General features: G+C 47.7%; 14 protein-coding genes and 1 tRNA gene. 7 read left to right on the forward strand and 8 right to left on the reverse strand.

The window, feature by feature from the left end; translation table 11 throughout:
* Nucleotides 1-19: 19 nt before the first annotated feature.
* From QUA53_RS02900 to QUA53_RS02925, 6 genes are all read right to left on the reverse strand, one after another.
* Nucleotides 20-2,092, reverse strand: coding sequence for a Wzt carbohydrate-binding domain-containing protein (locus QUA53_RS02900; RefSeq protein ID WP_333095194.1), 2,073 nt, complete (start codon nt 2,090-2,092; stop codon nt 20-22).
* Nucleotides 2,093-2,884, reverse strand: a complete 792-nt coding sequence (locus QUA53_RS02905; protein WP_333095192.1) for an ABC transporter permease — start codon at nt 2,882-2,884, stop codon at nt 2,093-2,095.
* On the reverse strand, nt 2,881-4,131 hold the full coding sequence (locus QUA53_RS02910) for a glycosyltransferase (RefSeq protein ID WP_333095190.1): 1,251 nt from the start codon (nt 4,129-4,131) through the stop codon (nt 2,881-2,883). The genes QUA53_RS02905 and QUA53_RS02910 overlap by 4 nt, the downstream gene beginning before the upstream one ends.
* A gap of 257 nt (nt 4,132-4,388) precedes the next feature.
* Nucleotides 4,389-5,705 (reverse strand): glycosyltransferase family 2 protein, encoded by a 1,317-nt coding sequence (locus QUA53_RS02915; RefSeq protein ID WP_333095189.1) that lies wholly within the window; start codon nt 5,703-5,705, stop codon nt 4,389-4,391.
* Nucleotides 5,706-6,001: 296 nt separating this feature from the next.
* Complete coding sequence (locus QUA53_RS02920) at nt 6,002-7,198, reverse strand: glycosyltransferase (RefSeq protein ID WP_333095188.1); 1,197 nt, start codon at nt 7,196-7,198, stop codon at nt 6,002-6,004.
* A gap of 950 nt (nt 7,199-8,148) precedes the next feature.
* Nucleotides 8,149-9,345: a glycosyltransferase gene (locus QUA53_RS02925; RefSeq protein WP_333095186.1), complete on the reverse strand. Its 1,197-nt coding sequence runs from the start codon at nt 9,343-9,345 to the stop codon at nt 8,149-8,151.
* A gap of 1,586 nt (nt 9,346-10,931) precedes the next feature.
* Here QUA53_RS02925 and QUA53_RS02935 point away from each other — a divergent pair.
* Nucleotides 10,932-12,566 carry an MBL fold metallo-hydrolase gene (locus QUA53_RS02935; RefSeq protein WP_333095210.1) on the forward strand — a complete coding sequence of 545 codons (1,635 nt, stop codon included), beginning with the start codon at nt 10,932-10,934 and terminating at the stop codon, nt 12,564-12,566.
* Nucleotides 12,567-12,888: 322 nt separating this feature from the next.
* Here QUA53_RS02935 and QUA53_RS02940 read toward each other — a convergent pair whose 3' ends face one another.
* On the reverse strand, nt 12,889-13,200 hold the full coding sequence (locus tag QUA53_RS02940) for a DUF6679 family protein (RefSeq protein WP_006633466.1): 312 nt from the start codon (nt 13,198-13,200) through the stop codon (nt 12,889-12,891).
* A gap of 601 nt (nt 13,201-13,801) precedes the next feature.
* Between QUA53_RS02940 and QUA53_RS02945 the strand changes: the two genes are divergently transcribed.
* The 5 genes from QUA53_RS02945 (at nt 13,802) to fba (ending at nt 18,467) form a co-directional block, all read left to right on the forward strand.
* Nucleotides 13,802-13,957, forward strand: a complete 156-nt coding sequence (locus QUA53_RS02945) for a hypothetical protein (protein ID WP_158307982.1) — start codon at nt 13,802-13,804, stop codon at nt 13,955-13,957.
* 12 nt (nt 13,958-13,969) lie between these two features.
* Nucleotides 13,970-16,048: a CapA family protein gene (locus tag QUA53_RS02950; protein ID WP_333095184.1), complete on the forward strand. Its 2,079-nt coding sequence runs from the start codon at nt 13,970-13,972 to the stop codon at nt 16,046-16,048.
* 137 nt (nt 16,049-16,185) lie between these two features.
* Nucleotides 16,186-17,055 (forward strand): aldose epimerase family protein, encoded by an 870-nt coding sequence (locus QUA53_RS02955; protein ID WP_445243511.1) that lies wholly within the window; start codon nt 16,186-16,188, stop codon nt 17,053-17,055.
* Nucleotides 17,056-17,122: 67 nt separating this feature from the next.
* Nucleotides 17,123-17,194: transfer RNA gene (locus QUA53_RS02960), tRNA-Lys, on the forward strand.
* 193 nt (nt 17,195-17,387) lie between these two features.
* Nucleotides 17,388-18,467 carry a class II fructose-bisphosphate aldolase gene (fba, locus tag QUA53_RS02965; protein WP_006633469.1) on the forward strand — a complete coding sequence of 360 codons (1,080 nt, stop codon included), beginning with the start codon at nt 17,388-17,390 and terminating at the stop codon, nt 18,465-18,467.
* Between the two features lie 166 nt (nt 18,468-18,633).
* On the opposite strand, the gene QUA53_RS02970 is transcribed toward fba, so the two are convergent.
* Nucleotides 18,634-19,992: an NB-ARC domain-containing protein gene (locus QUA53_RS02970; protein WP_333095182.1), complete on the reverse strand. Its 1,359-nt coding sequence runs from the start codon at nt 19,990-19,992 to the stop codon at nt 18,634-18,636.
* Nucleotides 19,993-20,221: 229 nt separating this feature from the next.
* Here QUA53_RS02970 and QUA53_RS02975 point away from each other — a divergent pair, with 229 nt between their 5' ends.
* A complete protein-coding gene (locus tag QUA53_RS02975; RefSeq protein WP_333095180.1) occupies nt 20,222-20,476 on the forward strand; it encodes a hypothetical protein in 255 nt (84 codons plus the stop codon).
* The last annotated feature ends 184 nt before the right edge of the window (nt 20,477-20,660 follow it).

Raw genomic sequence — 20,660 nt, forward strand, 5'->3', positions numbered from 1 at the left:
TGAACCCAACCTGCCAATTCTAACTCCAAGTAAAATCCTGTTTTAACAAATCAGAAAGTTCCTGATTGTAAGGTTTGAAATAATCTGTCAATTGTTGTTCGATTGCTGCTGGTATTTGGGTGTAATCCTCCCTCATATTAATCTCATCTTCTTTACTGGCGATGGCACTAATATCCAAGAAATCTAACACTTCCGAAAAAACTTTATCGGTATTTGCCTCAAAATCTTCGCTTTTGAGAATTAGCAACTGTTCCCTCGGAAAATAATCGAGCCAATTCCTGATTTGTTCAACATAAATTCCTCGCGACAAATAAGAATAATGTTGGTGGTTGAAACTGTAATAATCTTTATCGGCTTTGATCTTTTCAATTTCACCTTTTAGGCGATCGGGCTCGGAAGCGATCGCCTTTTCAAAATCCAGCTTTTCGCAGCCGATCGCGACTTCTAGATGATAGTGCAGCCAAGCTCGTTTTACCGGGTTTCGCAGCATTACAATTAGCTTAACATCCGGGAAACACTTGTAAACCCGCTCGGCCACCAACGGATGATAAATATAGTAAGGAGTCATTTCCCACAGCAACACCTTCTCATCCGCCACACTGCGCGTCAACTGCTTGCTGTACCAATCAACGCCCCGCTCAAAATTCAAATCAAAAAAGTGAATGTTGCGGGAACCATCTTTGATAATTTGCAAGTGATTGGCGAGATAGCCGGATAGAGGTTCAGTGCCGCACTTTTGAGCGCCAATAATTAAAAAGTCTGGTTCCTGCTTATTTTTCAACTGAGTCGAAATCTTGGCATAGGCGGGATTATCCTTATTCAAGGCGTGAACTTTTTCGATTGGTTCTGGTAAATCCGCAACCTGCATTTTGCCATCAAATTCCCAGCGGTATGGCGGACAAAGAATCGTTTTTTGGCTTACAGTCGATCGCACGTACAGCGGATAAAGGTGCCAATGATAATCGTAGGCGTAAGCCAAACTCTTCTCGTAAACCCCAGCATTCACGTAATACTGACCGTTGCCTAAATCCAGCCTGTCTACGTGCAGGCGAATTTTGCCTTTACCTTCGGCCAGCGGCAGCAATCTGCCCATTTGATTAGTATTAGTATCAAAACAACTTTGACCGTCTTCCCGGCTAATTGTCACGCCAAAAATAGCAGCCGAAATTGGCTTCGGTACAGAATAATGAATTTCCACAGTAATAGGATCACCACTGTTGATCTCATCATCCGGCAACACTTTAACATCCGTAATTTCTACTTCCAAAGAACCGAAGCGATTGTCATTGATTCGCAGTTGCGAACCCGTAGTCGTCATTTCAGGAGGACGCATGGGAGTGCGTTTTTCGGTGGCTGGGCGCATTTCTGACAAATACTGACCGACTACCACTTCTGGTTCCCCGTAAGCCACGATTTCACCTGATTTCAGCCACAAAGCCCGATCGCACAGTTTATGAATTTGCGCCGCGTTGTGAGAAATCAAAACAATCGCACATCCTTGATTCTTAAACTCGGTGATTCTGTTCAAACATTTATTTTGAAAAGCCACATCACCAACCGACAAATGTTCATCAACTAACAGCACTTCTGGATCGGTGTGCACCGCCACCGAAAAAGCCAGCCGCATTTGCATCCCGGTACTGTAAGTCCGCATCGGACTATCAATAAACTGTTGCAATTCCGCAAATTCAACAATATCATCAAACCGACGTGCCGCTTCCCGGCGAGTCAAACCGGCTACCACCGCACCCACAAACACATTTTCTCTGCCCGTTAAATCCGAGTGAAAACCCGCACCCAAATCCAACAAACCACCAATTCTGCCATTAACTTCAATAGTTCCTTCTTGAGCGTGGCCGATACCGCCAACAAGTTGCAGCAGCGTCGATTTTCCCGCGCCATTCTTGCCGAGAATTCCCAGCATTTCCCCGGGAGAAACAGTAAAATTGATATCCCGCAGGGCCCAAAAACGCGCCTGCGGTTTCATCTGCCGAAAACCCGCCAAAGCGGCCGCCATAATCGTATAAGGTCGATCGGCAGAGTAGCGGTTGAAACGTTTCCCCAAACCCTTGACAACAATAGCTTGACGCATTTACAATTCCTCCACAAAAGTATTGCTTTGCCGTCTAAAAATTCCCAGTCCGATCGGCAAAAGAGCAGCCACAACCAAGCTAACAATTAACAGCGCCAGCCAATCCGGCTGCGTACCTTTGAGCAGTATGGCGCGGTAAGCTCCCAGCAGTGGCACCATAGGATTCAACTGATAAAAAGCCTGAAATTGTTTCGGGACACTGTTGAGGTCGTAGAAAATCGGAGTCAGGTAAAACAGCATCTGCAAAACTACGCCCAAAGTGTGCTGAGTATCGCGAAAAGTGACATTCAAAGCGGCGAGGGGATAAGCCAAACTGACTGTCAAAATAAACTGAATAACCATCAGCAGCGGCAACACAAACAGCACAGCACTCGGCTGAACGCCATCAATTGCCAGAAAGATAATTAACACAGGCAAAGCTAACAGAAAGTGAATTAGCCCCGTCATAGTCGTGACTACCGGCAAAATTGCCGTGGGGAAATTCGGCTGTCTGATTAGCGCTTTATTGTTGGTAATTAATCCCGTTGCTTGAAATAATGCGGTTTGAGACCAACTCCAGATTAACAAACCGCTGAAAGCAAAGGAAGAAAATTGCGGAATGTTTATCGGTACAACAGAGCGAAATACAAAGGAAAATACAGCTAACTGCAACAGCGGATTGATTAAAGTCCAAGCAATCCCCAAAGCCGATCGCTTGTAAAGTAATTTCATATCGCGATCGACCAATACCCGCAGCAAATCGAAGAAATGAGCGATTTTGCGCCTGTTAATCAGCCTGGGAACACTTTTCATCGCACACCTCCGGCGACTTCCTGCGGTTCGGACTGTAGCTGCTCTTCCGGCTCAATCTCAGCTAAATGCTGCGCCTGCAACTGCGCTTTTCTGTAAGCAAAAGGACTGTCGAGAGCTCCCAGCAACTCGCTGACTACCAACTTGCGCGGCAGCCAACCCGGATCCCCCAAGCGGCGCACCAGCCACCAACCAAGCCACTGAAACATAGCAAATTTCCAAATTTCCCAGCGCGGCACAGTGCGGTTGCGATAGCACGTGAGTACATAAGCCCCAAAACCGCGCCCGTTATCCTGCAACTGCTTGCTCAAAGCCTCGGCGCTGCGCCGGTGCAAGTGCCACACAAAAGCTCTCGGCTCATAAAAAGTCGAGTATCCCTTCGCCAAAATGCGATGAAACATCTCAATATCCCCACCACCGCGAGTTGCAGTCCCCACATCGAGAGCAACGTCAAAATTGCCCACAGCCTCGAAAACTTGCCGCCGGAAAGCCATATTCGCCCCCACGCCGTATTTGCTCGCCCACAGCAACTCCCGCACAGAAAGCTTGCTACCGTCGGTTTTCTGGCGGTCGAGGTGTTGCAGCATTCCGCCGTATATCAGTTCAAATTGCTGTTGCGGCAAGGTTTCCAGTTCGGCTGCCGCCACTAAACCGCTCACGGCCATAATTTCTGGGTCAGCAAACGCCGAAGCAATACCCCGCAACCAACCGCGATCGGGCCGCACGTCGTCGTCAGTAAAAGCAATAATCTCATGTCGCGCTTCCGCGATCCCGCGATTGCGCGCCCAGTCCAATCCTGGCCGTTCTTCCTTGACGTAGCGTACCGGCAATCGCGCGACTAATTCAGCGGTGCTGCTGCTTGCAGGAGCGTTGTCTATAACGATAATTTCGCGGTGCGGATAGTCGAGGGCGAGCAGAGCTTCCAGAGCGCCTTTGAGCAAATCTGTGCGATCGCGCGTGCAGATGACAACGCTAATTGACGGCAGGTCGCGATCCGCCACTGCTTCAGAAACAGCGCCGAACTGCTCTCCTAAAGTCGATCGCACCAACTCTTTTCCTAACTGATCCAGAATTGTTTGTCGCACTCGCTCAGCGGAAATTGTTTGTTCCCAGGGATTGTTACTAACATAAGCCCAGCCCAGAGGCCGTCCCCGGTAGCGAACTAAAATCCGAACTCCTTCGTATTGTTCGAGTTGCCTAATCGGATTAATCTGTTCGGCAAACTCAATCTCCATAACTTTTATTGCCATAACTTGCTCCTGAAAATTTTGCAGCGGGCACTAGATAGAAAAGTTTTGACTTGGGACTTTTAAGTTTGGGGTGGCAATTTTCCAATTTCCCAACTTTTGAGGTTTGAGTTTTTGGTTTAACTTCCCCGAATTCAGTAGATATGCACGAAAAAAAATATCTTCTAGGGGCTAGTTTAGCTAAGCATAACGAGATATAAGCGAGAAGATGAAGGCACTCACCTGCCCGCATCCTGTAATCTTTATTTGCACCTATTTACTTAGCTATTAATGGCTAACTCGTAAGTTTCAAAAGCAACTAAAGGCTTTTCTTCAAGCGTTTCAGCACTGCGGGGCATACCGTTAACCGCGATCGCCCCAGCCAGTGGTTGAGCAAAGTGAAGCGCCAGAATCGATCGCAAATGAGCGCCCCGCAGCGGTTCCGCCCCCGCTTGCGGAAAAATATGGCCGATTGCCAGTTGGTCGTAATACAGGTAAACCCCAGCCGGTCGTTCCGCGTCCAGCAGACTTTCTGCCGCTTCCCAACCTTGCTGCAAATCAATGTTAATTTCATGTCCGCCCAAATCAGAACGGGCCGGGCCCCCTTGCATAAAACTAGAAATAGCAGAGCGACTTTTTAGCTCATCAATCACACCCCGCAAATACCAATAACCGCGCAATTTTGCCCGCAACCACCGCCAAGTTTCCCGCATCCCCAAGCTTTCGAGCAAATCCAGAGATTTCCTGCCTCCCACAGCCAGCCAATCCATAACCGCCGGCCAGAAAAACGTGAGCGCCACCACAATCTTGTCTACCAAAAAATAAGGAGTTTCGTAGTCTTTTATGTGCAGCGTCGGTCTGAGTTCCGGGTGTCGGCGGCCGATCAAAACATCCGATCGCCCTTCCTGACGAGATCGGCGGAAAGAGCGATCGAGATTGTTAGTTTCGTGTTCGTAATGATAGCCCACAGCATCCTCCGCTAAAGCAAAAGGTACATCAGCTTTCAGCAAACGCAGCCCAAACTCGTAATCTTCCCCGCCGCAGTTCCCAAAAGCCGAATCAAAGCCTTCGATACGAGCAAACAGTTCTGCATCCAAAGAAAGGTTGCCGCTGAGCAAATCTTGATAAGTAAATCGGTGACCAGGTTGGCTCATCTGATAAAACTTCTCTTCCCACCACGAGCGCACTTCCACGTCAAAAAACCTAGTTCCTCCGTGCAACTTAGGCGGATAGGGGCCCATGACAGCCGATCCCGGACGCTCTCGGTGAACCCGCGCGTGGCTTTCCACCAAAGGCGGCAGCGCTTCGATGTCGTCGTCGAGAAACAGCAGCAATTGCCCGGTAGCCGAAGCCGCTCCTGTATTGCGGGCGATGGCAGCGCTCCGGCAATTTACCTCGATCACCTGCAGTTTAAACTGAGCTTTGTAGTCTTGTAGTATTGCCAAAGTATCATCAATGCAGCTATCTGCCACTACAATAACTTCGAGCAGGTCGATCGGATAAGTCTGCGAGTGCACAGCATCAAGAGCGCGCCGCAGCGAAGAACTTCGATTGTGGCTCGGAATAATTATGCTAATTGTTGGATTTTCCCTATTCATAGTAGATTGGTATTTGGTAATTAGTAGTTGTTATTTGGAATTGGGAAATTAATTTTTGGTATTTAGGATTGGGATTTTTATAAGTGGTGATTAAAATTTCAAACACTCTTACTTCTTCCCTGTACCCTCAATATCCATCTGTTAAATCCCTTAAATCCATTACACCATCCGTTGCCGGACTTCCCTGTTCCTCCTGACTAATGACTAATGACTAATGACTAATCCCAAAAGCTTAGAACTTAGTTTCATTTCCCAGATTCATCATGTGAGTAAATCTAAAATCTAAAATCTAAAATCTAAAATCGATTAACTTCCCCTTTAACTTCCTGCAACCGCTTGCGAGAAGAAAAATAAGCCATCGGCCCGCTAATGCACCCCCGCAGTTGAGCCAAAAGTAAATCACTAGGAATACAGCCCGGTTGGTTTCGCAAAGAAGCAAATAATTCAGGAATTTGCTTGTAATACAGCCATCCCCAAGCTAATAGAGGCACACTAAATTCTTTGTTGATTACAAACATCCGCGTCCAGAAAGCATAGACTCCGATTCCGTAGCATCGCAGCAAGTTGCGTAGTTCTTCCCAGGTGCGTCGGTGGCGGTGCCAACTCAAAGCCCGCGGTTCGTAGACGATGCGGTAGCCCGATCGCAAAATGCGGGAAAACAGTTCGCTGTCTGAACCGCACTTAGCGGGCGTGCCCACGCCCAAAGCTTCGTCAAACAGGCCAATGTAGTCGATCAAACTTTTTCGCAAAGCCATACTCGCCGAAACCCCCACTGGAGCTATAATCAGCGGATTGCAGTACGCCCCGTCAACCACTCGGCGCTCGTAGCCGCGCCCGTGGGGGCTGTAGCGCTCAAACCACTCTTGCGCTTCGGTTTCCAGTTCCAAGGGCATCACCAGCCCCGTGACGCACATCACTCGCGGATCACTAAAATTCCACAAGAGCGATCGCAGCCAGTTCGGATCGGGGGCAGCATCGTCATCTGTAAACGCTACGAATTCGTGTTTAGCTTCGCGTAAAGCTCGGTTGCGGGCAGCACTCTCGCCCGCTAAATCTTCGCGGACATAGCGGATTTTCGGGTAATTTTTGACCAATTCACTGCTGGCCTCGGTGGCGGGACAATTGTCAATTACCAGGTATTCCTGACCATCATCTGGCAGCAGCATCAGCGCGTCTAGACAGCGCCGCAAATCTTCCGGGCGATCGCGCGTGCAAACTACTACTGTGGCCAGTGGCAATGCCTCCACCGGCCCCCGCTCATCCCATTCTAGAGTGTCGTAGAGCCAGTTTTTCCACAAGTTGTCACCAGCAGCATTCATCAGTGTTTCCCGTAATTCGTCACCGCCAAAGCGGCCTCCGACTACGGGCAAAAGAGCTTGACCGATCGGTTTTCCGTGCAGTCGAATTAAAATCAAGGCTTTACTGTAACGCTCCTCAACCGTAATTTCTGGCGGGAGTTTGGATATTTCCAGGTCAAGAATAGCTGTTGCCATTTTAGATTTTAGATTTTAGATTGGGAAAAAATCCTAGATACTCCCTATATTACCGGAGGTATTTTAGCAGAAATTGTTTTAGGGGATAGCAACTTCTCAATGCCATACTTGCCGATTGCTGATCGCGAATCAAAGATAAAGCCTCATTGTTTTTATTGCTTTTATTTATTTTTACTTTCAATTACCCGCTGATGTCAAGTTTTTTCCCAACACAACTTTTACCACCGGCAACGATCCCTCGTCGAGGCTTGTGTCAATTGAAGGTGTTATTGGCAGCAGACCGCCACCAAGCCTCGCCATTATTAATGCCACCTCTAAAAACCAGATTTTTTGACAAAACCCGGTTTGTGCGATCGCTCCTCATTTCCGCTTTAATTGCGATCGGGTACTATTCAAGGGCAATATACCAAACCATTAAGCACTCTCGCAATTCCAACTTTCTCAATTAGGTAGTTGTATAGCAATCCCAAACCCGTTGTGAGAATAGAGACCGAGCCCATAAAATACTCTTTTTTGACATCAAGCCCAATGCTAAGTATAACGGCACAAAAAACCATAATATCTTGTAGGGTCTTGTAGGGGCCAGTTGAGCTAATAATCACTCCTATACAACCCACTTTATGAGCGATCTCACCCGCCTGACCCACATTTTCGCCATTGCCCAAATCAGCACGCGCCCGGCCTCCGTGTATAAAACTGAGATCCACCCTTGGTATTTGGTATTTGGTAACTTATAAGTGGTGATTAAAATTTCAAACACTCTTACTTCTTCCTTCTCCCCTCAATATCCATCTGTTAAATCCCTTGAATTTATTACACCATCCGTTGCCGAACCTCTCTGTTCCTCCTGACTAATGACTAATGACTAATGACTAATCCAAAAAGCTTAGACCTTAGTTTGATTTTCCAGATTCATCTGTGGAGTAAATCTAAAATCTAAAATCTAAAATCTAAAATCGATTGACTTCCCCTTTAACTTCCCGCAACCGCTTGCGAGAAGAAAAATAAGCCATCGGCCCGCTAATGCACCCCCGCAGTTGAGCCAAAAGTAAATCGCTAGGAATACAGCCCGGTTGCTTTCGCCAAGAAGCAATTAATTCAGGAATTTGCTTATACCGCAGCCATCCCCAGGCTAATAAAGGCACACTGAATTCTCTGTTCATTACAAACATCCGCGTCCAGAAAGCATAGACTCCGATGCCGTAGCCTTGGAGCGTTTTTCGCAATTCTTCCCAAGTGCGCCGATGGCGGTGCCAGCTCAATGCTCTCGGCTCGTAGACAATGCAGTAGCCCGCGCGCAAAATGCGGGCAAAAAGTTCACAGTCTTCGCCGCCCACCGTGGGTGTTCCCGCCCCCAAAGCTTCGTCAAACAGGCCAATGTAGTCGATCGAACTTTTCCGCAAAGCCATACTCGCCGAAACTCCCACAAGATGCACAATCAGAGGATTGCAGTGCGCCCCATCAACAACTCGGCGCTCAAATCCCCGCCCGTGGGGGCTGTAGCACTCAAACCATTCTTGCGCTTCGGTTTCCAGTTCCAAGGGCATCACCAGCCCTGTGACGCACATCACTCGCGGATCGCTAAAATTCCACAAGAGCGATCGCAGCCAGTTCGGATCGGGGGCAGCATCGTCATCTGTAAACGCTACGAATTCATGTTTAGCTTCGCATAAAGCTCGGTTACGGGCAGCGCTGGAGCCTGCTAAGTCTTCGCGCACATAGCGGACTTGTGGATAATTTTTGACCAGTTCCTTGGTAGCGTCCGTGCTGGGACAATTGTCAATTACTAAGTATTCCTGACCATCATCTGGGAGCTGCATCAGCGCGTCTAGACAGCGCCGCAAATCTTCCGGTCGATCGCGCGTGCAAACCGCTACTGTGGCGATCGGCAATGCCTCCACCGACCCCCGCTCATCCCATTCTAGAGTGTCGTAGAGCAAGTTTTTCCACAAGTTGTCACCAGCACAATTCCTCAGTGTTTTCCGTAATTCGTCACCGCCAATGCGGCCTCCGACTACGTAAAAAAGAGCTTGGCCGATCGGTTTTCCGTGCAGTCGAATTAAAATCAAGGCTTTGCTGTAACGCTCCTCAACCGTAATTTCTGGCGGGAGTTTGGAGATTTCCAGCTCAAGAATAGCTGTTGCCATTTTAGATTTTAGATTTTAGATTTTAGATTGCGAAAAAATCCTAGATACTCCGTATATTACCGGATGTATTTTAGCAGAAATTGTTTTAGGGGATAGCAACTTCTCAATGCCATACTTGCCGATCGCCTATCGCGAATCAAACATAAAGCCTCTTTTTGTTATGGCTATTATTTATTTTTACTTTCGATTACCCGCTGATGTCAAGTTTTTTTGCTACATCATAATATTTTTTATCAAAAACCTTCGCACCTCCAGGCAGGTGTCAATTGCAGGTGTTATTGGCGGTCGGCGCGCTCCCCAGTCTCCCCATTAATACTAAATCTAAAAACCAGATTTTTTGCTCAAACCGGGTTTGTGCGATCGCTCCTCATTTCAGATTTAATTGCGCTCTGATACTATTCTAGAAAACATACCAAACAATTAAACACTCTCGCCCTTCAAACTTTCGCGATTAAACCGCGCACGGATTAGGTGAAAAACACTCCCAAACTCAACCCTAAATTAGACCCAGAAATGATAAAAAACAGGAGATTACAGGCTGGTTGGAGACTCATCGAGCTGAGATTACTTCTGGCAAGTTAGTAGTATTTTTACAGGATAAATATCATCTATTGTTTGGGAATTTATGTGGCTATGTTTGGGGTTAAACAAAAAAAACGCATCCTTTTGCCCCCTAGTCAATGAGCGGAGTAAACAAACGTATTATGGGGCAGTCAATCGATTTTAGATTTTAGATTTTAGATTTTAGATTTTAGATTTTAGATTTTAGATTTTAGATTTTAGAATTGAAGTATTGACCCCACCGATAAATTCGGGGGCGACTTTATCGGATACAGGTTTTTTATTTCTGCACGGATGAATCCGGGGGATTGTATCCTGGATGCTTTCGGTCAAAAAGCCATTTACACTCCCTCCTCGATCGCCACAAGATTTGCTTAGAAGAATGTATCAAACTTTTACAAAGAAACCGAGCAAGCTCATAAAGTCTCTCTCTGCCCTGACAAAAGCTGTTAGCTAGCACGATGCTGGTTCTTCGTTTTTCAGATTGGACTATACACGACCCTCAAAACCCTGAAAATGAAGAATTGTAAAGTTTTATCAAGATGTTTGGTCATCTGAATTAAAATCTTCTCATAAAAAAGATTACCTTTTAGCAGGCGCAAATTGTGGAAAAAGGTTTAAAACTCAGAATATGAGATCGAGCTCGCTGCTCTTACATGGTGCAATAAAATGTAACTTTTGATGCAAGAACCAGTAGCCTGAACTTTGTCCAAGGCCGAATGCCCGTCCGGCCCATGCCTTCGGAAAATCGCTTTCTGGGCGCTGCATCAAATCTTAAGTGCAATTACTTTCCTTGCACGAGAGCCGGAGCCTTCGAGCAAACATTTAGCTCTAGGGCTTACGCACCAGAACTTTGATAAACCGGATTTTTTAACCGGGAGCGGGGGCGGCAACAAAGTGTTTTCGTTCATCAAACCCGGTTTCAGCGTCCGAGACTGAACTCGATCGAATGAATGCAGTCGCAACCAATGTTTAAATGTGGCGATACTGCAAGTTGCGTGCAAAGCAGGGAGCTAACCGCAGTGATGGATCTCGATTGTTTACCTTACGGCGCAGGCCACGCACAGGAAGGGGTCTGTCTGCTAGTCCGAATGGGGCCGCACCGCATTTTACTCGACTGCGGTATAGACGATATTGCACCGCTGTCAGCGACACTAAATCGATCGCTGCCAGCCGATTTTGTGGTGTGTACCCACGCCCACTCTGATCATGCCAGAGGTTTGCTAGCACTCCATCAATCTTTCCCCCACTTGCCAATTTACGCCAGCGAAGTGACAGCGCGACTGTTACCGCTCAACTGGCCACAACTGGCTCAGCAGCCAGAGTCCCGGTTCTGTCAGGGACTGCCCTGGCAGTCGCCGCTCGAAGTGCGCCCTGGACTGAGCGTGCAGTTGTTCCCGTCGGGTCATTTGCCCGGAGCGGCGACTGTGCTGCTGACTTATGCCGCCCCGCACCGCACCTACACAGTGGTTTACACCGGCGACTTTTTCCTGTCCAATTCTCGTTTGGTGGAAGGTTTGCCCCTGGGAGAACTCAGGGGCATGAAGCCGGATGTGTTAATTTTGGAAGGCAGTTACGGCACGGCGCGCCACCCTCACCGCCGACAACTAGAAAATCAGTTAGCCGATCGCATCCACCGCGCCATCGCCGACGGGTACTCGGTACTGCTGCCCGCGCCGGCCCTTGGTTTGGGCCAAGAAATGCTGATGCTGCTCCGCAGTCACCACTACTTTACTGGCCGCGACTTGGATATTTGGGTGGACGGCACTGTCGCCGACGGGTGCGACGCTTATCTGGAACTGTTACCCCAATTTCCCACCGCCGTCCAAAATTTTGCTCTGCACCAACCTTTGTTTTGGGACGAAAGGGTGAAACCCCGCGTCCGCCGGCTGTCTGCCGAACAACGCCCCGGATTGGGAGCCACGCCCTGTATTGTAATTACAGACAAGTTAGCTGATTTGGCTTTGTATGTTGCCGATGGCACACATCCTTGGATTTTGCTCGCCCCTCAAAAACCAGGATATCCCGTCAGCGACTGGCTGGGCAACAGGCCCGAATCTGGAGTCACAAGTGTCGAAACTTATCTGCTAGCCGAACACTGCGACGGGCCCGGGACGACCCAACTCATCCACAATTTGCGTCCCCAGCACGTAATTTTACTCCACGGTTCCCCTGCATATTTGGCTGACTTGGCTAACTTGGACGAGCTGCGAAACCGCTACCAGTTGCACACTCCGGCGGCCGGAACACTTGTCGAATTGCCGATCGGGGAAATGTTTTTGCAGCCCGCTATCCCAGAAACTAACTATGAGGGAGAACTCAGCGAATTGGGGACAGAGGTAGCAATTAGCTTACCGAGTCCGATTACAGCCGATCCTCGGTGGGCCAATTTTGCCGATACCGGTTTGGTAGAAGCGCGCTGGCAAGGCGAAGAGCTGGTACTGCGCGGCATCTCCCAGCGGGAACTGCTTTTTCAAGGCAGCGCCGTTCAGGCAAACCTCGAATGCTGCGGCAATTGTCAGCACTACCGCAGCCAGCGCTGTTGGAACCAGTCCAGTGCTTTGTTTGGCTTTAAAGTTACCCCCGACGGTTACTGTCCCGTATTTAAAGCGATACCGGAGTCGGAACTTTTCCTAGATCGCGAAACAGACGGCGAATAAGCTCTCGGATACCTACAAACCAGCCTGCAGGCCTAGAAAACAAAAGAACAGCCCTGGACGCACCCAGACAAAAAACCCTGTTTCAGCAGGGCTAGGGTGTCGCGCATTGAATTTTTAAACTACTGTGTATTTACGCTGTTGTCCCGTGGGCAGCAGATCCCCCCATCAAGCTTAAATTTAAAGGCAAAATAGCTTATGTGGTCACAACCCAGAATATGTTTGGCCTAAACCGGGTTTTTTGCATAATTTCTCCACAAAAAAGGGAGAAAAGTCGTTTTCTTTTCCCCCAAGTTTTCCTTGTGCCTCAAGCGCGAGCTCAAAACTATTCCAAATTCGAGTCCGGGTAGTGATTGCGAATTTGTTCGGCTTCGGGACAATCGTCAGAAACTAGGGGTTCGCAGTTAGTTCGGGACACCGAAGCCAACTTCTGGGACACAGCTCCAATACTTTCGAGACGCACCATTTCTTCCCAAGAGCTGATTTCGTCTTCTTCGTCGGTTTCGTAGCGCAGCGTGACTAGATCCCCTTCAATATCTAGGATACGAGCGCGCTCTATCCAACGTTGCTGATCTCGAAGAAAAATAGAAACCTCACGACCATCACAACAGAGTTGATAGATTTTGCGCTGTAGCATTTGTCAGTTCTCCTGCGCAGTGTAACTTGCTTAAAATATGGCCTGTTTACCGTAACGTACTTTGGGTTTTACATCGGAAGGCACAGCCGTATGGACTGGCCAGTTTCACGTTTTCCGCAACTTTGGTACCGATGGGAGTTACCAAATTTGATTTTACCACCAAATCTATCTAGTACGCCATTTATCCAATTACAGGTTGTGCAGCCAGTGGCATCCCTCGTGAGAGGCATTTGCCAGCATAGATCGAAGCATTAGGACTTGACAAAGGCACGCGATTAACAGCCACAATAAAAACAGACTCTGCCTCATAAATCTCCCTCTCTTGTGCCTCAAGTCCCCCAGAAATCTATTGTTTCGACGTTTGTTTTATTGTCCGCTAAGGCCTCTTGGCTCAATCTCAAATCTCAAATCTCAAACCGAAAGCTCTAAAGCGACACTCAAACAGCGACAATAAAAACAGACTCTGCCTCATAAATCTCCCTCTCTTGTGCCTCAATTCCCCCAGAAACCTCTTGTTTCGACGTTGGTTCTGGCCCCGATTACCCTCTGTGAACTCAATCTCAAATCTCAAATCTCAAATCTCAAATCTACCGACCTGAGTGTGATAAAAATCACTGACAGCAGGCAGCCCCTAAATGTAGAAAATGGTGGCGGCCAACAACTAGCTTCAAAACGGGCAGCGGAACCTGTGGCGGTTAAGCTAAAAGAATTGCGGTTCCGTTCAAAACAAATTGGAGTCATTGCTCGTGCGTATTAAGGAGGCTAATTGATGGTGTACGCAGAAAATTGGTCGCAGCCGTCTATCTTGGAGCTAGCGCGATCGGGCAACTTTCAAGCCCTCAATTACTGGATTGACAGCTTGCTGCGACCCGAAGGGATTTATGCCCGCGTCGAACAGGCTCAGGCCGGCTGCGTCCAAATCCTCGTAGAATTCCAGCGCGAATTTGCGCCAGATACTACATTACTCGGGAGCAATCTCCGCGAAGGCTTAGTCAAATTTATTTGCCACCAACTTTGGAGACTCAACTCGCCAGCAGTAGAAGGAGTGCGAATTCACGCGCGCTTGGCTGGGGATGCAGACATTCTCTGGAAACAGTCAGTGCGAATTGTCACTCCGGCAAACCGCCAGCGTCGGCGTTACCGTTCCCTACCAGTCGTCGATTGGGTTAAATTTAAAACGTATCGTTCTCTGCTGCTAGTGGGATCGGCACTTGCCTCTTTTATTTTAGGGTGTTGGGTTAGCTACCACGAAGCTCTGACCCTGCAGTTAGTATCTCCAGTATCCGGCTACCAGCAAACTGCGCTAATGTCGGGGCCGCCTCCAAAACGTGCAGATACGGTGCAAGCGGCCTTAGAAGTGGTACCAGTAGTACAGCAAAAGCAAGTTGCTAATCCTTACGACCCAACAGTAACGCTGATGTTCGGAGGAAATGTGAATCTATCGGATGCGCTCGGAGCATCTGCTGCCAACGATCACCAATGGGCTTTCGCCAATATGGACGAGTATCGGCAAGCAGATGTGGCGATGGTTAACCTAGAAAACTCGCTGACTCGCTCTACATTGGGGTCTGGCAAAAAACAATTAAATTTTAAAGCCGATCCAGAATCGGTGAAAGTATTAACAGCCGGAGGAGTGGATATTGTCAATCTGGCAAATAGCCGCGCTATGGATTACGAGGAACCGGGGCTGGTGGAGACGATGAATACTCTAGATAATAGTGGGATTCAACACCTGGGAGCCGGCAGAGATATTAAAGAAGCGAGGCGTCCAGATATTATTGAAGTTAAGGGTCAGCGGATTGCCTACCTCGGTTATTACGATGCCGAGCTTAACGTCGCTGACCAAGGGAAAGCGGGCACTAACCCCCGCCGTAACAATCGCGTGGCTGAGGATATTAAAGCTCTTAGGGGTCAGGTAGACTGGATTATTGTGAATTACCACTGGGGAGTCGAATTGGCAGATTATCCGGGGGACTGGCAGATTGATTTGGCTCGGTTCACGATCGACCAAGGAGCTGATTTGGTAGTGGGACACCATCCCCAGGTATTGCAAGGTGCAGAAATTTACAAGGGCCGTCCGATAGTTTACTCGCTGGGTAATTTTATATTCGGCGGCAATGCTCGCAGGGATTACGATACCGCAGTCCTGAAAGTATCGCTCAAAGACAGGAATATGAAGGTAGAGTTTCTGCCTGTGGAGGTGAAAAAGTTTCAGCCCAATGTGGTGAAGGGAGCCGCAGCCGATCGCATCCTCAAACGCGTCGAGCAAATTTCTAGTATTTTCGATCGACCGATGCAATCTTCTGTAGTTCTCGATGCCCTAGTCCAGCCAGGAGCGGCATCAAAAACTCCAAATTCTCCATTGCCAGGAGCAGCAAAGAGCGGTACATACCAGCCCGGGCGAGGTTCCGGGGGAACCTCTGGTGAAAGCACTCAGCAAGGGCCCGCACAACCCAAACCTACTTTGATTTTGCCGGCTTTGCCGGCTGCGCCCCAACAGCCGGACAACTCCTCATTTTTCCCGAACGGGACAGGGCCTGCAATTGAGTCAAATCCGCCTCTGAATCAAAATTTGCCGCCGCGCATCTACCCCACTCAACCTCAAAATCCCAGCGGGGAACCAGAGCCGTTTACAAAAGAGCCATTTATCAAAGAACCGTTTATTTCGCCCCCATCTCCTAGTCAAGGAGCAGTGCCGAGTCCCCAAAGCTATCTTCCCCCCACTCGGGCTGTATCTTTTGAAGTCGCACTCAAAAAGCAGCCGGCATCCGCGACCGTTCCAGCTAACAGCAGCAAACGCTCCAATCACCGGATCGCCCTGCCTCCTATAGCTGGGAGAATTGGTTAGCCGGTGGGGGTCGGAACAACGAGGAGGCAGGGGGAGGATAAGGGCGGTAATGGGTGAACATCAAGATACTAGCGACCATTTATTAACGACTGATTTACTGACAACCAATGATCAATGACCTACTACCGATGACAAATGTGTTTGCGATCGCGCTCAAGCAAAAGCAGTACAAAACCTATATCCTCTCCGACGAAGCCGCTAACTCTACTCTAGAAGTTGTGCCGGAACGGGGCGGTATTGCCACTAGCTGGCTGGTTGAAGGCAAAGAAATCTTCTATTTGGACGCGGAACGGTTCGCCAATCCCGATCTAACTGTACGTGGCGGGATTCCCATCCTGTTTCCCATCTGCAGCAATCTCCCCGACAATACTTACACGCACAAGGGAGTCGAGCGTCAGCTCAAACAGCACGGCTTTGCTCGAGACTTGCCTTGGACAATAGGCGAACAAGTTACGGAGGGTTGCGCTGCTATTACGCTGATTCTCGACAGCAGCGACAAGACGCTGGCTGTTTATCCCTTTGATTTCCAACTAGCCTTCACTTATCAGATTAAAGGCAATTCTTTGGAAATTTTTCAGCGATATACCAATCTGTCTGCTGAACCCATGCCGTTTTCTAGTGGTTTGCACCCCTACTTTTTGGCGACGGACAAATCTAAGCTGCGCTTTGATATTCCAGGGATGCAGTACAGAGATCAGAACACCCATGAAAAGGGTTACTTCACTGGAGTTTTTGACCCGACGTTGGATGAAATTGATGTTTCCTTTGACGAACTCACTGGTCTTGCTGCTACTGTCACTGACGCGGCGAGTGGCTTGCGGCTCACCCTCAGTTACAACTCCAGCTATGGGAAGTTGGTTTTCTGGATGGTGAAGGGCAAGGATTTTTACTGTTTGGAACCTTGGACTGCTCCTCGAAATGCGCTCAACACTGGCGAACACTTGATTTATTTGCAGCCGGGAGCGACTTGCGAGATGCTGGTTCGCATGACGGCAAATTTTATTTAAAAAACACTTGCTATTTCAAATGAGGGGTGCTACTATTAGAAATTGTGTGCGGTAACAATGTTTTCTCGGGTCGCTAGCTCAGCGGTAGAGCATTCGGCTTTTAACCGATTGGTCTCGGGTTCAAATCCCGGGCGACCCATAAAAAATTGGTGAGTTAAAAATTTTGAGTTTTGAGTTTAATGCTCGGAACTCAAAATTTTGTTTTTTGAACTTTTAAGTAAATCTAGAAAGATAGTGCGCGATCGGTGGCAAATTGTCTTAATATTATCGTAAGAATTGAGCTTGTTCAAAATTCACTGCCCAAAAATCACAAATAATTAGGAGGAATATCTATGGCGCTTGTACCTATGCGATTGCTGCTCGACCACGCGGCTGAAAATGGTTACGGCCTACCGGCTTACAACGTCAACAACATGGAGCAAATCCAAGCGATCATGCGCGCTGCTGACGAAACCAACAGCCCTGTGATTCTGCAAGCTTCTCGCGGCGCTCGCTCCTACGCTGGCGAAAATTTCCTGCGCCACTTGATTTTGGCAGCAGTTGAAACCTATCCTCACATTCCCATTTCCATGCACCAAGACCACGGCAATGCCCCCGGCACTTGCTATTCTGCCATGCGCCAAGGTTTCACCAGCGTGATGATGGACGGTTCTCTGGAAGCGGATGCTAAGACTCCCGCCAGCTACGAGTACAACGTTCAAGTTACTCGCGATGTGGTGAATGTTGCTCATTCGATCGGCGTTAGCGTTGAAGGCGAACTGGGTTGTTTGGGTTCTCTGGAAACAGGGATGGGCGAAGCAGAAGATGGCCACGGCTTTGAAGGTGCGCTTTCTCACGATCAGTTGCTGACAGATCCTGAACAAGCTGTGGATTTCGTTGAGCAAACCGGCGTTGATGCTCTAGCAGTCGCGATCGGCACTTCTCACGGCGCTTACAAGTTCACTCGCAAGCCGACTGGCGAAATTTTGGCAATCAGCCGCATTGAAGAAATTCACCGCCGCTTGCCGAATACTCACTTGGTAATGCACGGTTCTTCTTCTGTGCCCCAAGAATTGCTGGAAATCATCAACAGCAACGGCGGCAAAATCCGCGAAACCTACGGCGTACCTGTGGAAGAAATCCAAAAGGGCATCAAGTGCGGCGTTCGCAAGATCAATATCGATACTGACAACCGTTTGGCGATTACCGCTGCGGTGCGCGAAGCTTTGTTTGCCAAGCCCGATGAGTTTGACCCCCGCCACTTCTTGAAGCCGTCGATCAAGTATATGCAGAAGGTTTGTAGCGATCGTTATAATTCTTTCGGTTGCGCTGGTCACGGTACAAAGATTAAGCAAGTGTCTTTGGACGATTTTGCAGCTAAGTATGCTAAGGGCGAATTGAGCTCTTCTGCTAAGAAGACTGTGGCTGTTTAAGAATTTTAGGTTTGAGATTTTAGATTTGTCTGAAGTCTAAAGTTAGGATTGCCGGGTAGCTTTGAAGTTGCCCGGTTTTTGTTTGTGCGCTTTTATGTATTTAATCACTCGGCGATTGAAATTGCTATACAAACTAAGTCTGCCTCCGGAGACTAAGTGATATCAATTACATCGCATAGACGATCGCATATTGCCTCAGTACAGGTGAAATCGTGTAAAAATTTGCTTGTTGTTCTATCAAGCAGCGCCGCGATAGAGATTGCAGCGCATTTAGCAAATCTGAAGCCGGAATTCTGTCATTTTCTAGCAATTTTGCTCGGTTGATTGGCTGGCTTTCTTTTGCTAATAAGGAGATTACTTGTTTTTCTAGTTCCGATAGGCGATCGAACTGCTGCTGTAAAACATCTTTCAAATCTTCCGGCAACAATATAGTATCATTTGGTAATAACTCTGTCAGGCCGCCTCCCAAGTCTTGAATCAGATTCGCTACGCTTTTTAACCATAGGGGGTTGCCTTGGTAGCGATGAATGAGTGCTTCACTGTTGTCGCTTTCTTCTAACCCATAATCTCTGAGAATTTCCCGTGCGGCGGCGATGTCTAAACCTTTGACTTGTAAGATGCGAATAGAAGTATTTTGGCTTTTAGCTTGAGTCACTTCTCTCGGTTGTTCCCAACCGATTAACATCAAGCAGCTTTGATGGGATAATTTTTCTATTTGTTTGAATAAAGTGCGATATTCTTCGGATTCTGGTTTATATTTTCCTGCCAATTCGCCGCTACAGAAAAGGTTGTGAACGTCATCTAAGACTATTAAACAGCGATGGTTTTGTAAATACTTAATCAGCGGTAAGCGTTTTTGGTTTGTTGGGGATGAATCTTGTTTTTCGGAATGGGAAAAAAGCTGTATTAGGTTAGATTGAAATTTATCTATGGTGGGGAATTCGTCTAGTGTGTACCAAACTGCGTACTCAAACTCGTCTTTAATTTGTTGTACGAGTTTTACTGCTAGGGTGGTTTTGCCGATACCGCTGATGCCGGTGAGGGTGATGAGGCGACAGCGTTGTTGTAGAATCCAGGTGGTCAGGGTGTGGAGTTCGGGAGTGCGATCGAAGAAATCACCCAATTCCGGCATCTCGCTTAAATCTTGATGTGAGGTTTCTTGATTTGGTGGGCGTGAGTTCGGTATGTTTGGCGGATGTCTACCTTCTGCACAGGTGTTAAAGATACCAATCCCTACCACATCTTTTGCAAAATTTGAGACATTTGAAACTTGCCACCTCTGCATTGCCGATCGAAAATTTGATTTACTGACTTTTTTTCCTAACTCTTTTGAGAGTATCTGCCATAATTCCATTCCAACCTCTCTAACACGAGCCTCAGAGAGGTTAACCTCCTTGGCAATCTCGTTGTAATCCTCATGTTGCCATGTCCCGCACAGGATTTTCTCTTGTAAGTCATTGAGATGCTTACCTGTTCGAGCAAATACCAGATCGTCTGCGAGTTTTACCACTTCCTTAAGGTTCATAGAGTCGCGTAGATGTCAGGGTTGTTTGTATTGTATCCAACATTTACCAACATTTACCAACATTTCCCTATTTTGGAGCGCGTTATCAACGGGAAAAGTCCCGATAAATACCATACTTTTGGCTAGCCGACAAAAAATATAATTGCTAGTATGGATAAAGAGCAAGTTTACTCCCTTGGAAATGTCAAATAGATGGAGCGACCTATAAATTTAATAAGATATCACTGAGATGAAAGACAGTCTAATCGTAAAAATTCTCCAGGAAGGTGACAAAGTTTTGAATGTCTCACACCAGGGTGAAGAGATTCATATAGTAGTACAGAAATCAAACGAGGAAGTTGTTGTTTGGGTCCTGTATCGCGATGAAAAAGGGCAGCCTATACTGTCTAAAAGACCAGAGATTACCATCACTTTGGGAGATGGTATGGTTGAAGCCAGGGCAACCGATTCTAATGGTCAACAATTTTTCTCTTTAACTACATGAGGTGAACAGTGGGTAAAAAATCTCTTAAAATAACAGTCAACAATTTGGATGATGAGAACTACGTTAAGGTTGCTTATCAGGTAGCTGAGTCAGTCAAGTCGGTTGCTCCAAATAGCACTATCTCTATTCTAGGGGGAAGTCCAGAAGTATTTGAAGGTTCCTCCAATAAGCAAATCAAGGGTGA

The sequence above is a fragment of the Microcoleus sp. Pol12B3 genome (assembly GCF_036701355.1).
GTDB lineage: Bacteria > Cyanobacteriota > Cyanobacteriia > Cyanobacteriales > Microcoleaceae > Microcoleus.